Origin of the sequence: Xanthomonas sp. GPE 39, assembly GCF_000963005.1 — a bacterium.
In the GTDB taxonomy this organism is placed as follows: domain Bacteria; phylum Pseudomonadota; class Gammaproteobacteria; order Xanthomonadales; family Xanthomonadaceae; genus Xanthomonas_A.
In genome coordinates, this window is sequence record NZ_JZHZ01000007.1 from 1,792,703 (window position 1) to 1,805,907 (window position 13,205).

The following is a 13,205-nucleotide window of genomic DNA, read 5'->3' on the forward strand; positions in this document are numbered from 1 at the left end:
GTTGCGTGGCCATGGCCCTTCGCCCGCCCTCGGTGCTAACTTGCCAGAGAGCGGCGAGCAGGACAAATGCACGCTGGAGTATGGTGCTGGAGCCGATGCCACCGCGGCAGCGCTTCTACGCTCCCCGGGCGAGAACAGCGCGACCAGATCGTAGCTGTCGCCGAGGAACAGCTGACGCACGAAGGTCACCGGCAGCTCACCCCGCCAGGTGCGGCGATCGATCGACAGACAGGCCGTGCCTGCCGCTACCTGCAACCGCGCGGCCTAAGCGGCGTCGACGCCGACCGCACTGATGCGGTGTTCGGCGCGCGTCCAGGAGACATGTTGCAACACAACTGCCGGGCACGGTGATCGCAAAATCCATGTGCAAGGCTTCCGGTACCGCCACCGGGTTGATCACCCGCTCTTCCAACGCGAATGGGCGACCATCGGCGAAATGCAGGCAATGCAGGGCCAGTAAAGTCCCTCCCGTGGCGACCTCCTGCTCCTGTTGGCCGTTGCTCAACGCCCTACTCAACACCTCCAGCGGCGCGACCTGGGTCTCGCTGCACCATGGCGGTGGCGTCGGCATGGGCTTTTCGCAGCATGCCGGCATGGTCATCGTCTGCGACGGTAGCCAAGCCGCCGCCAAGCGCATCGCCCGCGTGCTGTGGAACGACCCGGCCATCGGGGTGATGCGACATGCCGATGCCGGCTATGCCGTCGCGATCGACTGCGCTAAAGAAAAACAGTTGGATTTGCCAGGCATCCTGCGCTGACCGCCCGCCCGCAGACCACACCTGCGGGCCCAGCACGCAACGGCCCCCACCGCGTCATCCAGCCGGAAAATGGAACAGCCTTCCCTGCTTGCCTGTTGCCCCCTCAAGATTACGGCCAGCGTGCCGACAAGAGCTCCAACATTTCAAGGAGCCTGTATGGGCATCCTGATCTATCTGACTCCTGCAATCGCGCTATGGGCGGCCGTGGCAACCGCGTTCGCGCACGGCCTGTTCCAGCGGCTTGGGCAGGCGTATCGGCGCGATGCCAGCGCCCAGGAGATCATTGGGCGCTATCAGGCGGCGGTGACGCAACTGAAGGCCCAGGCCACCGCACAGATGCAGGAGCTGGAGACCCTGCGCCACGAATACGAACTCATGCAAGCAGCTCCGCCGATGGAGTCGGAAGCAACGCCCGACACGGAGCAGCAACCAGCCGGCACCGCGTCATCCTCGCCCGCCCAGTCACATTCGCATTCACAATCCCAGTCACATTCCGAAGCATACACACCCAAATCCAGCATCGCGCTGGCCCAGATCGACATCGCCGACGAGGTCGGCACCCTATTGGCGCACGTGGCCCGCGTGGCCCGCAGTATTCGCCGTTACAGCGCCTACAGCCGTGGCAACAACGGACCGGAACCCAACAGCGCACGCTACGACCTGCACTGGCTCTCCGATTGCCTGCATAACCTCGACCAGGTCGGCCATGCTCTGGCAAGGAACAACATGGAGACCCTAACCGCGGCCTGCATCGAACTGCTGGAAATGTACGAGCACTATCTGCGCGACGGATCTGGCTACAACAGCCGCGACACCTTCCAACGCCTGAGCAATCAAGTTCCACTGGCCGAAGTGACCGATGCGATCCGCTCCATCGCAGCCAAGGCCTCATTGGCGCGACAGGCGCAGACCGCACAGGAACCCGACGCCACACTCATGCGTGCCGATGCCATGCGTGCCGATGCACTGCCGATGATGTAACGCATACAGCCGCTGTGCAGCAACCTGCAGGAACAAGGGATAGACCTCGTCCATGCCACAGTTTGCGTTGACCCGACCTTTCACCCATGCTGTGATGCCTGCCGGTCAGCACGGAGCGACATCTAATGGCGGATATCAAAGCGGCGTTCGAAAAAGCCGCCCGTGACATCAAACAACGCGAAGAGCGCCCAGACAACGACACCTTATTGCGACTGTACGCGCTATATAAACAGGGTGCGGAAGGTGATGTGAGCGGTAAGAAACCTGGTTTCTTCGATTTCGTGGGCACTGCCAAATACGAGGCGCGAGCCAAGCTCAAGGGCATGCCCCAGACAGAAGCACAAAAGAAATACGTGGATTTGGTGAAGAAGCTGCTTGCCTGATGGCGCGCGACACCCGACGACGCATTCTCGATACCGCCCTGGCGATGTTCAACGCGCAGGGCGAGCCGCACGTCACCACCAATCATATCGCCGACGAGCTGGAAATCAGCCCTGGCAATCTGTATTACCACTTCCGCAACAAGGACGACATCATCGAACACCTGTTCACGCGCTACGAGGAGCGCATGGACGCGGCGATGGTACTACCGGGCGCGCGAGTGCCGGGACTGGAAGACTTTTGGCTGCAGCTGCATCTGGTGTTCGAATGCATCTGGGACTACCGCTTCCTGTACCGCGACCTGATCGAAATCCTTAGCCGCAGCCGACGCTTGCGTCTACGCTTCTCGCGCATCCTGCAGCGTGCCGACGACAGCACACAAGCCGCATTGCAAGGGCTAGCCCAGACCGGTGCGATGCACGCCACGGCACAAGAACGACACGGCATCGCCACCAACGTGCTGGTGGTGGCAACCTTCTGGCTCAACTACGCCGCCGCGCACGGCGAGAAGAACGAGCAACTGGCGATTCGCCATGGCATCGTGCAGGTGATGCGCTTGATCAGCCCATTCCTGCGCGAGGCCGAACGCGCGCATCTGGCCGCATTGACCGACGCCTATCTGGTGGACTGAGCGCGGCGTCGACGCACCAGCGCAACTGCGCATCATGCGACCAGGCGTGAGCCCGCTGCATGCCTGCGCGCGGCCCCTCAGGCCCGTGCCTGACGGGTCCGCGGCGGCGTGGCGGCGGCCTTCCTCGCCGTTTTCCTGGCGGTCGACTTGGCCGCTGCCGCTCGCTTGCGCGGTCTGGCGCGCGGTGCCGATTGCAAGCCCAGCTTGACCAACACCGGCTGCAAGCGCGCTTGGACTTCGGCACTCAACGGCTGCACCTGACCGCGCAACGCCGCCGCGCCCTCGCGCACGCTATGTTCAGCGCCATCGCTCCACTGGGCCAGGCGCGCTTTCAGGCTGGTCGCACTATCCACGGCACCGCTGGCAGCCGCCAACGCGCGCCGATGGGTCAGCGACACCAGGCCCAGACTGGCCAGCCATAAATATCGCCGGGCCGGCAGGCCCGACTCGGGAATAGACGAACGCTTATTCATCTTCTTCATCACCATCGCAGATCTCCCGATGCCAACACAGCAACGTGATGCGCATGCTGGCGAGAGCGGCTTGAGTAAACACACTATCCCTTGCCAGCCGACGATGACCAGGCCATGCTCGGCACAGATCACAGGAATGCCACACATGGCCACACCCCCAAGCGCATGGGTGTCATTTCCGCACGACGCCAAGGCCTATGCCTATCCCGGCGAAGCGTTGAAAAAGGCCTGGCCCACGCTGCATGCCGGCGACCGCGAACCCTATCCAGATCTGGCACGTGCGCAGGCGCTGCTCAATGCCGTCGGCAAAGCGGGGAAAGGCCACGATGCGCAGACTTTGTCGGCGGCGCTGATCGAGGCATGGCGCGCTTTCCACCATGGTCAGTTCGAACGTGCCTACACGGCCGGACAGACGCTGGGTGTGCTGGGCGCATCGGTGGCGATCAAGGCATTGGGCATCCACACCAGCTATCTGGTCGCCGACGGCAAAGACAAACTACAACGTCTGCAACAGGCCGCCACCCTGGCCGAGGCGGCCATCGCCGCACTGCCGGAGGAAGCCAACAGCCACTATCGCCATGCCTTTGCGCTAGGCCGCTACAGCCAGGAACTGAGCATCGCCAAGGCGATTAAACAGGGGATCGCCGGCAAGGTGCGCAAATCGCTGGAAACCGCGCTGGAACTGCAGCCCAAGCATGCCGAGGCGCACATGGCGCTGAGCGTGTACCACGCCGAAATCATCGGCAAGGTTGGCGCGATGATCGGCGGGCTCACCTACGGCGCCAAGGCCGCCAGTGCCGAGCAGCATATCCGGCAAGCGCTGAAATTAACCCCGGAGGCACCGATCGCGCATATCGAACATGCCAACGTGCTGTTGCTGTTGCACGGCGACAAACGCGAGGACGAGGCAGCGCAGGCATTCGAAAAAGCCGCCACGCTCACCCCGCGCGACGCGATGGAGGCGTTGGACGCGGCATTCGCGCGCGACCAGTTGGAGTAATCGCGCCGCAACGCGCACGCTGGCGATACGCAATCGCATCCCTGCCAACTCTAAGCAGTCATCTGTCCAAAACAACGATGCCGGCGTAATGCCGGCATCGTCATGTCTTTTACGAGACGTCCCATGGACGCGGCGATCAGTCCTGCGGCGAGGCGATGCTGGCGGTGTCGGTCACGCTGTCTTCGCCGGACAGCGATTCCTCTTCAACCAGCGAACCGTCCAGGCGCTCCACGGCCTGCAGCTTTTCGCCCTTGGACAGGCGAATCAGGGTCACCCCCTGGGTATTGCGACCGACACGCGAGATTTCCGAGGCACGGGTGCGCACCAGGGTGCCGCCGTCGGAGATCAGTAACACCTCGTCCTTAGCGCTCAGCAAAACTGCACCGACCAGCTTGCCGTTGCGCTCGCTGGTCTGGATACCGATCACGCCCTGGGTACCACGGCCCTTGCGTGGATACTCGCCCAACGGAGTGCGCTTGCCATAGCCATTTTCGGTCGCGGTGAGGATATAGGCGTCTGCCTCGTCGGCAGTGCGCGTCTGCGCATCGGCTTCGGCTTCCTGCACCAGATCGGCATCGTCGGCATCCTCGTCCTGGTCTTCGGCCGGATCGGTCACGATCAGGCTGACCACATACTCGCTCTTGGCCAGGCGGATACCACGCACACCGCGGCTGCTACGGCCGGTCGGCTTGACCCCGCCACGGCTCTTGCGCCGTGCACCGCGTGTCTCCTCGCCATCCTCTCCCATAGCATCGTCGTCAGCGGCCGAGGCATCGTCTACCGCGATCTCATCGACAACCGCCTCGTCGCTCTCCTCGTCCTTGGGGCGCTCGGAGAAACGCACGGTCTTGCCATTGGAGGCGAACAGCAGCACATCGCGCTCGCCATCGGTCAGCGCCACGTCGACCAGGGCATCGCCCTCGTCCAGGTTGATCGCGACCTTGCCGCGCTTGAGTTGGTAGGCAAACTCGCTCAGCGGGGTCTTCTTGACCATTCCCTTGCGGGTGGCGAAGAACACATAGTGGCCGTCGGCGTATTCACGTACCGGTAGGACCGCCTGCACTCGCTCGCCCGGCTCCAGCGGGATCCAATTGATAACCGGACGGCCACGCGCATTGGGGCCGGCCTCGGGCAACTGGTACACCGGCAACCAGAACACCTTGCCGCTACTGGTGAAGGTCAACAGCGTATCGTGGGTGTTGACCAGCCATAGATGATCGATGAAATCCTCTTCTTTGGTCGCCGCCGCGCTGCGGCCACGTCCACCGCGACGTTGTGCCCGGTAGGCACTGACCGGCTGGCGCTTGGCGTAACCGGCATGCGACAGGGTGACCACCACGTCTTCCGGCGCGATCAGGTCGAGGATGTCCAGATCCTCCTCGCTGTGGCGGATCTCGGTGCGACGCACGTCGCCGTACTCCTCGCGGATGCTGACCAGCTCCTCGCGAATCACCTGCAACAGCACGTCTGGGTTTTCGAGAATCCGGATCAGTCCGGAAATCGCCTCCAACAACTGCTTGTACTCTTCGGTGAGCCGCTCCTGCTCCAGGCCAGTGAGGCGGTGCAGACGCATTTCCAGGATCTGCGTGGCCTGCACTTCGGTCAGTTGATAGCCGCCAGCGCCCAAGCCGACCCCGCTGGGCAGATCGTCCGGGCGCGATGCCTCCGCCCCGGCCGCGCTCAGCAAGGCACCGACCAGACCCGGTTGCCAGGTTTTGGCCAGCATGCGTTCGCGTGCTTCGGTCGGGTTCGCCGAGGTCTTGATCAGCTCGATCATCTCGTCGATGTTGGCCAACGCAACGGTCAGGCCTTCGAGGATATGCGCGCGCGCGCGCGCCTTGCGCAGTTCGAAGATGGTGCGGCGGGTGACCACCTCGCGGCGGTGACGGACGAACGCCTCCAGCATCTGCTTGAGATTGAGCAACTGCGGACGGCCATCGACCAGCGCCACCATGTTGATGCCGAACACCGACTCCATCTGGGTCTGCTGGTACAGATTATTCAGCACCACGTCGGCGGCTTCGCCACGCTTGACTTCGATGTAAATGCGCATGCCGTCCTTATCGGACTCATCGCGCAATTCGCTGATGCCCTCCAGCTTCTTTTCCTTGACCAGTTCGGCGATCTTCTCGATCAACCGCGCCTTGTTGACCTGGTAAGGGATTTCGGTGACGACAATCGCCTCGCGGCCATTGTCCTGGATTTCGATCTCGGCCCTGGCGCGCATGCGCACGCGGCCACGACCGGTGCGGTAGCCGGCGATGATGCCGGCGGTGCCATTGACGATGCCGGCCGTGGGGAAATCCGGGCCGGGAATGTATTCCATCAATCCATCGACATCGATCTGCGGGTTATCGATCAGCGCGATGCAGGCGTTGATCGACTCGCTCAGATTATGCGGCGGAATGTTGGTCGCCATGCCCACGGCGATACCCGCCGAGCCGTTGACCAACAGGTTCGGAAAGCGCGTCGGCATGACCGACGGCTCCTGCTCTTTCTCGTCGTAGTTAGGCTGGAAATCGACGGTTTCCTTGTCGATATCGGCAATCAACTCGTGGGTGAGCCGCGACATCCGAGCTTCGGTGTAACGCATCGCCGCAGCGGAATCGCCATCGACCGAACCGAAGTTGCCCTGCCCGTCCACCAGCATGTAGCGCAGCGAGAATGGCTGCGCCATGCGCACCAGGGTGTCGTACACCGACTGGTCGCCGTGCGGATGGTATTTACCGATGACGTCGCCGACGATACGCGCCGACTTGTAATAGGGCTTGTTGCTGTGCGCGCCCAGCTCGTTCATTGCGAACAACACGCGGCGATGCACCGGCTTGAGGCCATCGCGCGCATCCGGGAGCGCACGCCCCACGATCACGCTCATGGCGTAATCGAGGTAGCTCTTGCGCATCTCGTCTTCCAGGTTGACCTGGATGATTTCCTTGGCCGATTCTGCCATTCTGATTCCGAAAGTCTGGTGGCGGATCAACCATGCCTCCGGCCTGCGGCAAGCAGAGCTGCCGGTGCCGAACGCCGAGGACACGCAGCGGTCGATCTAACCGCCGAATTCTATCACGGCGGGCGTGCCGGTGCCCGGTTTTGTCGGCGCGAACAAGCACTTGCACGTGCTTGCCGGCGCGCCTGGAGGGGGGACGCCCTGCCGAGTTCAGCCGCCGAAGGCCGCACGCATACGCGCATGGTCCGGGCGCTCGATCACCCCGCGCTCGGTGACGATGGCATCGATCAAGGCCGCCGGGGTCACGTCGAACACAGGGTTCCAGGCGGCGATGCCATCGGCCACGGTGCGCACGCCGCCGACACCGAACAACTCCCCCGGGTCGCGCTGCTCGATGTCGATCTGTGCGCCGTCGGCGGTGTCCATGTCCACCGTCGACGATGGCGCCACCACCATGAACTTGACGCCGTGATGGCGGGCGGCAATGGCGAGCTGATAGGTGCCGATCTTGTTGGCGGTATCGCCATTGGCGCAGATGCGATCGGCGCCAACGATCACCCATTGCACCGCCCCCGTCTTCATCAGGTGCGAGGCGGCGGAATCGGCGATCAGCGTCGCATGAATTCCATCCTGCTGCAGCTCCCACACTGTCAAGCGCGCGCCCTGCAACCACGGCCGGGTTTCACCGGCGAATACCTTGGCGATCCGCTGCTGGGCGACGCCAGCGCGGATGACACCCAGGGCAGTGCCGAAGCCGGCAGTCGCCAGCGAACCGGTATTGCAATGGGTCAGCACCCCGCTACCGGACGCGATCAGTCCGGCGCCGAGCGCCCCCATCTTGCGGTTGGCGGCAAGGTCTTCCTCGGCGATGGCCTGCGCTTGGCGCGCGAGTACGCCGCGCCAATCGCCACCGGCCGTGCTTAGCACCCTGCGCATGCGTGCCAGCGCCCAAGCCAGGTTCACGGCTGTTGGACGCGCGGCATTGAGCCGTTGCAACGCAGGCTCAAGCGCGAGCAGCGCCTCGGCGCCAGTCTCGGCCTGCACCGCGTGCGCTGCCAGCACCGCTCCCCAGCCGGCAGCAATACCGATCGCCGGCGCACCACGCACCGCCAGCGTATGGATCGCCTCGGCGACCTGATCGCTGTCAGTACAGCGCACGTGCTCCACAGCAAAAGGCAATTTGCGCTGATCCAGCAGTTCCAGCGCATCGCCCGTCCACAAAATCGGGCGGATATGGTCGTAGCGTGCGTAATCGATGGCGAGAGAGGCGTTCATCGCACCATTGTAACCGTCTGGCCCTGCCTGCTTGCCGGATCCACGCACGGGCAAGGCTCAGTTGACAGTGAACTCCGCGCGACAGCCCTTGTCGACCCAAATGCCATCGCGATCCCACCCCCAACTGTCGTCCTGCACGCAGGGCGAACCGGAAAGTTGGCGAAGCAACTGCGCCGAGTCTTCGATGCTGGCCCCACAACGCCTGTGCGCATGCCCCTTGGATTCACATAACACCACACGCGCACCCGGTGGAAAACCGGAACCGTCGCTGGCGCCGATCTCGAATTCGCCCCGGCACCCGCGCGCAACCCAGATCTCGTTACGCCCCACGCCCCAACTGCGTTCTTTCTGGCAAGGCATGGAGGAGAGTTGCCGCATCAGCCGCACTGGTGCCCCATGCAACATCACCGGGCAACTCTCGACCCGACCGCTGGACTCGCAATGCAGCAGACGACGCATGGCGCTGTGGTGCGGTTGTTCGGATGGAATGGAAAGAAATTCGGCGCGGCAGCTCTGCGTCACCCACACGCCGGTGGCGTCCACTCCCCACTCGCTGCCGCGGATGCAATCGTTGTCGGAAAGTTGCCGCACCAATTGCACTCCCTGCGCGGTGGGCATCGCGCAATGCGTCCAGAGCATGTCGCGCGATTCGCAGCGCACCACCGCGTCGGCATAGGCATCGACAGGGGCGTTCTGCTGCGCCGCCACGGGCGATACGCTCATAGCCAATGCCAACCAACAGCCACCCGCGAGCCCGTAAGACCATTTCATACTTGGCTGCGCACCTCTGCCTAGGATCCTGAACATCGGAGACAACACGGTGTACATGCTAGCGCATGCCCGGCCCGATCAGACCATCATCAACATGGATAGCACAATCGCATCCGGATATTGCCCATGAGCATCGGCTCAGGCATGGGCGAAATCGTAAGCGAGTACCGCACCGATCTGCGTCGTGCCGCACATCGCCATCAACAAACGATCCACACCAACCGCCACACCTGCACAATCGGGTAAGCCCGGCAAGGCCTGCAACAACCGCTCGTCCAGCGGCGGCAGCGGCATGCCGCGCGCGTGGCGCACCGCGTGGTCGCGTAGGAAGCGCCTGCGCTGCTCGCTGGCGTCATTGAGTTCATGATAGCCGTTGGCTAGTTCGTAGCCGCCCAGGTAGAGCTCGAAACGCTCGGCGACCGGCGGAACCTCATCGCGCACGCGCGCCAAGGCACACTGGCTGGCCGGCCAATCGTGCACCACGGTGATGCGATCAGACGGGAATCCAGGTTGCAACCGATGGGTCATCAACAGATCCAGCCAGTCGTCGCGATTCAAGCCCTGCGCCTCGATGCGGATATCGCACAACGGCTGTTGCAGTGCTTCCAATGACGCGACGAACGGATCCAGGCCCAGCGTTTCCAGAAATAGCTGCCGATAGCTGAGCACCTGCAACGACGCACTGCGCGCGACCAAGGCCAGCGCTTCGCGCACCAGCGCCACGGTTTCCTCGACCAGTTGCAGATGGTTCCAGCCGACCCGGTACCACTCCAGCATGGTGAATTCGGGATTGTGGCGACCGCCCGCCTCGCCATTGCGAAATACCCGGCCCAGTTCGTAGCAATCGCCAACGCCGGCGGCCAGCAAGCGCTTTAGCGGATACTCGGGCGAGGTGCGCAACCAGCGCAGTGCTGCACCGGCATCGACATGGCCACTGAAGCTTGTCTGGAAACTCTCGATATTCGGTTCGGTATTACCGGCCACCGACAGAATCGGCGTCTCCAGCTCAAGCACGTCGCGGGCGGCGAAGAAACGGCGAATGCAGGCATTGAGCGCGGCGCGCAGCCGCAGCGCCGTCAGGTCGACGTGCGTCCCGACGGCGACCGGTGGCACGAGTGGATTCATCCCTGCTCCTCGTGTTCGGCCAGGAACGCCAGCAGTTGCACCTCATCCCAGACCGCCACACCCAGTTCCTGCGCCTTGTCCAGCTTGGAACCGGCCTCGCTACCGGCGACGACGAAGCTGGTCTTCTTCGACACACTGCCGGCGACCTTGGCTCCCAGGGCTTCCAGCCGCGCTTTTGCCGCATCGCGGGTGAGTTGCGTCAGGCTGCCGGTCAGCACGGCAGTCTGTCCGTCCAGTGGACCTGAGTGGCGCGTCGATTGTTGCGGCGCGGCATCGAGCAAGCGTCGCATTGCGGCCTCCGCATCCAGCAATGCCTGCCGCTGCGCAGGATCGGCCAGATAGGCGGCCAGATTGGCCGCGCCCGCCGCCGATAGTCCCGCGCCGGTCCAGCCGCTTTCGTTGGCGCGCAGCAACGCATCCAACGTGCCATACGTGGCCGCCAAACGCTGCGCGCTCTTATCGCCGAGTTTATCCACCGGCAGTGTGCCGAGCAGGTGCGCCAGATCCAGGCGTTCGCGCAGTGCTGCGGGCGGACGGCCTTCGTCGGCAAAGCCAATCCCGGCTGCGATCAAGGCATCTACTACAGCGGCGTTGCCGGGCTGTTCGAAGAACGTGGCGATCGCACGGGCAACCTCGCCACCGATATCCGGCAGCGCCTGCAACACCGCCGCCGGAGTACTGCGCACGAACGCCAGCGATCCCAGCCAGTAGGCCAACGCCTTGGCGGTGGTTTCGCCCAGATGCGGGATACCCAGTGCGAACAGAAAACGCGGCAGCGTGGTGGCGCGACTGGCATCGATGCCGGCAAGCAGATTCTCCGCCCACTTCGTCGCCAATTTGCCACCGAGGTCCACCGTCAAGTGCGTGCGCAGGAAATCGGCATGCCGCCATCGCGGCGCCTGCTGCGCCAACGCGGCGCGACCGGCAGCATCGAGCACCAGCGCTCCCTTACTCTCCTCCACCGCCTGCAGCAGATCGGCGGCGCTGGCCGCATCCAGCGCCGCCTTCATCCGCACCAGATCTTCCACGCGCAACGCATACAGATCGGCCAGCGACTGCACGAAGTCGAATTCGACCAGCGCATCGGCCTGACGTTCTCCCAGGCCTTCGATGTCCAGTGCACGACGCGAGGCGAAATGGCGTACCGCTTCCTTGCGCTGTGCTGCGCACGCCAAGCCACCGCTGCAACGCCAGGCCACCGCATCGTCTTCCTTGACCAGTTCCGAACCACACACCGGACATGCCGCCGGCATCGTCCACGGGCAAGTGTCAGGTGGGCGACGTGCTTCGATCACCCGCACCACTTCGGGAATCACATCGCCAGCGCGGCGCACGATCACCGTGTCACCGACACGCACGTCCAGCCGCGCGATCTGGTCGGCATTGTGCAAGGTCGCATTGGTGACGATGACCCCGGCGACCTGCACCGGCTCCAAGCGTGCCACCGGAGTGGCGGCACCGGTGCGGCCGATCTGCACCTCGATCGCGCGCAGCACGGTGGACTGCTCCTGCGCCGGAAACTTGTGCGCCAGCGCCCAGCGCGGCGCGCGTGCGACGAAACCCATCGCCGCTTGCTGATCGTAGTCGTCGAGTTTGTAAACCACCCCATCGATGTCGTAGGGCAAGCCATCGCGCAGCGCACCGATGCGGCGGAAATAGGCAATCAGGCCATCGAAGCCGGTCGCGGTATCGGCTTGCGGCGCCACCGGGAAACCATAGCGGCGCAGTAACTGCAGGGTCTGCGAATGGGTTTCGGGCAGTTCCAGGCCACGCACCTGGCCTACCGAATAGGCGAAGAATGCCAGCGGTCTACGCCGGGTCACCGCTGGATCGAGTTGGCGCAACGAACCGGCAGCGCCGTTGCGTGGGTTGGCCAGCAGTTTCTCGTTGCGCTCCAACGCGCGTGCGTTCCACGCGGCGAACGCGGCACGCGGCATGTAGATTTCTCCGCGCACTTCCAGCACCGCCGGCATCGGCATGCCAAGCTCGCGCAACCTCAGCGGGACCGAACGCACCTGACGCAGGTTCGCGGTGACGTCCTCGCCGGTGCTGCCGTCACCACGCGTGGCGCCCTGTACGAACACGCCATCCTCGTAGCGCAGGCTGATCGCCAGGCCATCCAGCTTGGGTTCGACCGAGAAGACCGGCGCGGCCAACTCCAGTTCGCGCTCGATGCGGCGCTCGAAGTCGGCAACTTCGGCAAAGCGGATGCGGTCGTCGGCATCCTCGGGCACGCCGGCAGTTTCGAACGCATTGGCCAACGACAGCATCGGAATCGCATGGCGCACTTCGGGAAAGCCGCTATCCGGCCGCGCACCGACGCTGCGGGTCGGTGAATCCTCGCGCGCCAACGCCGGATGCGCGGCCTCCAGCGCCTCCAGTTCGCGCATCAGCGCGTCGTACTCGGCATCAGGAATGGCAGGATCGGCCAGGACGTAGTAGCGGTGATTGGCATCCTCCAGCTGACTGCGCAGTTCGGCGACACGTTGCTGAGGAGTGGGTGTGACAGTCATGCGTGGCAGGAACGGGATAACCAAGAGAGGGGGCGATAGTAGCGGGCGCGTCGGCATGGCGGAACGTTCGGCAAACCGAAACAGCGGACACGGAGCCAGCAAAAACCCGATTGCCGTGCTTGATCGATAGCATGACGCTCCTTGTTCAGGATGGCGCGTTGCGTGCGCGCAGTTGCAGCCGATCCGCATTGGGCATCCACGCGGCAGGTAAAACCGCCGAAGTCCGGTTCAATCAAGGCAGGCCCGCTGGCAATGGGATGGGCACCAAGGACTGAAGCGATGTCCGTTCTGCGAACTCGACTTCATCCCTGCATCTCTGGTTACCCTAGGATGAATGGAGCGGTGGCGTT

The 13,205-nt window shown here is 63.8% G+C and carries 10 protein-coding genes and 2 pseudogenes; 5 read left to right on the forward strand and 7 right to left on the reverse strand.

Annotation, left to right across the window (positions count from 1 at the left end; translation table 11 throughout):
• Positions 1-117: 117 nt before the first annotated feature.
• Positions 118-490: pseudogene (locus XALGPE39_RS15595) on the reverse strand (UTRA domain-containing protein); the annotation flags it as partial.
• 1 nt (position 491) lies between these two features.
• Between XALGPE39_RS15595 and XALGPE39_RS07565 the strand changes: the two are divergent.
• From XALGPE39_RS07565 to XALGPE39_RS07580, 4 genes and pseudogenes are all read left to right on the forward strand, one after another.
• Positions 492-758 (forward strand): annotated as a pseudogene (locus XALGPE39_RS07565) (urocanate hydratase); the annotation flags it as partial.
• Positions 759-914: 156 nt separating this feature from the next.
• Positions 915-1,739, forward strand: a complete 825-nt coding sequence (locus XALGPE39_RS07570) for a hypothetical protein (protein WP_045727653.1) — start codon at positions 915-917, stop codon at positions 1,737-1,739.
• Between the two features lie 125 nt (positions 1,740-1,864).
• Positions 1,865-2,122 (forward strand): acyl-CoA-binding protein, encoded by a 258-nt coding sequence (locus tag XALGPE39_RS07575; RefSeq protein WP_045727654.1) that lies wholly within the window; start codon positions 1,865-1,867, stop codon positions 2,120-2,122.
• On the forward strand, positions 2,122-2,751 hold the full coding sequence (locus XALGPE39_RS07580; RefSeq protein WP_045727655.1) for a TetR/AcrR family transcriptional regulator: 630 nt from the start codon (positions 2,122-2,124) through the stop codon (positions 2,749-2,751). The genes XALGPE39_RS07575 and XALGPE39_RS07580 overlap by 1 nt, the downstream gene beginning before the upstream one ends.
• Before the next feature lie 77 nt (positions 2,752-2,828).
• On the opposite strand, the gene XALGPE39_RS07585 is transcribed toward XALGPE39_RS07580, so the two are convergent.
• Positions 2,829-3,224, reverse strand: coding sequence for a hypothetical protein (locus XALGPE39_RS07585; RefSeq protein ID WP_200893866.1), 396 nt, complete (start codon positions 3,222-3,224; stop codon positions 2,829-2,831).
• Positions 3,225-3,369: 145 nt separating this feature from the next.
• On the opposite strand from XALGPE39_RS07585, the gene XALGPE39_RS07590 reads away from it, so the two are divergent.
• The gene (locus XALGPE39_RS07590) at positions 3,370-4,224 is read left to right on the forward strand and encodes a hypothetical protein (protein ID WP_045727657.1); all 855 of its coding nucleotides are present in this window, start codon (positions 3,370-3,372) and stop codon (positions 4,222-4,224) included.
• Positions 4,225-4,360: 136 nt separating this feature from the next.
• Here XALGPE39_RS07590 and gyrA read toward each other — a convergent pair whose 3' ends face one another.
• The 5 genes from gyrA to ligA form a co-directional block, all read right to left on the reverse strand.
• Entirely contained in the window at positions 4,361-7,174 is a 2,814-nt protein-coding gene (gene gyrA, locus XALGPE39_RS07595) for a DNA gyrase subunit A (RefSeq protein ID WP_045727658.1), read from the reverse strand.
• Between the two features lie 207 nt (positions 7,175-7,381).
• Complete coding sequence (mtnA, locus tag XALGPE39_RS07600) at positions 7,382-8,446, reverse strand: S-methyl-5-thioribose-1-phosphate isomerase (RefSeq protein WP_045729054.1); 1,065 nt, start codon at positions 8,444-8,446, stop codon at positions 7,382-7,384.
• A gap of 57 nt (positions 8,447-8,503) precedes the next feature.
• Positions 8,504-9,169, reverse strand: a complete 666-nt coding sequence (locus XALGPE39_RS07605; RefSeq protein ID WP_045727659.1) for a DUF3011 domain-containing protein — start codon at positions 9,167-9,169, stop codon at positions 8,504-8,506.
• A 186-nt stretch (positions 9,170-9,355) separates the two neighbouring features.
• Positions 9,356-10,342, reverse strand: coding sequence for an EF-P lysine aminoacylase EpmA (epmA, locus tag XALGPE39_RS07610; protein ID WP_045727660.1), 987 nt, complete (start codon positions 10,340-10,342; stop codon positions 9,356-9,358).
• A complete protein-coding gene (ligA, locus tag XALGPE39_RS07615; protein WP_045727661.1) occupies positions 10,339-12,855 on the reverse strand; it encodes an NAD-dependent DNA ligase LigA in 2,517 nt (838 codons plus the stop codon). The genes epmA and ligA overlap by 4 nt, the downstream gene beginning before the upstream one ends.
• Between the last annotated feature and the right edge of the window lie 350 nt (positions 12,856-13,205).

Coding starts and splice junctions, on each gene's coding strand:
- XALGPE39_RS07580 (WP_045727655.1), top strand. CDS start 2,122: ATGGCGCGCGACACCCGACGACGCATTCTCGATACCGCCCTGGCGATG.
- ligA (WP_045727661.1), bottom strand. CDS start 12,855: ATGACTGTCACACCCACTCCTCAGCAACGTGTCGCCGAACTGCGCAGT.
- XALGPE39_RS07605 (WP_045727659.1), bottom strand. CDS start 9,169: ATGAGCGTATCGCCCGTGGCGGCGCAGCAGAACGCCCCTGTCGATGCC.
- XALGPE39_RS07570 (WP_045727653.1), top strand. CDS start 915: ATGGGCATCCTGATCTATCTGACTCCTGCAATCGCGCTATGGGCGGCC.
- XALGPE39_RS07585 (WP_200893866.1), bottom strand. CDS start 3,224: ATGAATAAGCGTTCGTCTATTCCCGAGTCGGGCCTGCCGGCCCGGCGA.
- XALGPE39_RS07590 (WP_045727657.1), top strand. CDS start 3,370: ATGGCCACACCCCCAAGCGCATGGGTGTCATTTCCGCACGACGCCAAG.
- XALGPE39_RS07575 (WP_045727654.1), top strand. CDS start 1,865: ATGGCGGATATCAAAGCGGCGTTCGAAAAAGCCGCCCGTGACATCAAA.
- mtnA (WP_045729054.1), bottom strand. CDS start 8,446: ATGAACGCCTCTCTCGCCATCGATTACGCACGCTACGACCATATCCGC.
- epmA (WP_045727660.1), bottom strand. CDS start 10,342: ATGAATCCACTCGTGCCACCGGTCGCCGTCGGGACGCACGTCGACCTG.
- gyrA (WP_045727658.1), bottom strand. CDS start 7,174: ATGGCAGAATCGGCCAAGGAAATCATCCAGGTCAACCTGGAAGACGAG.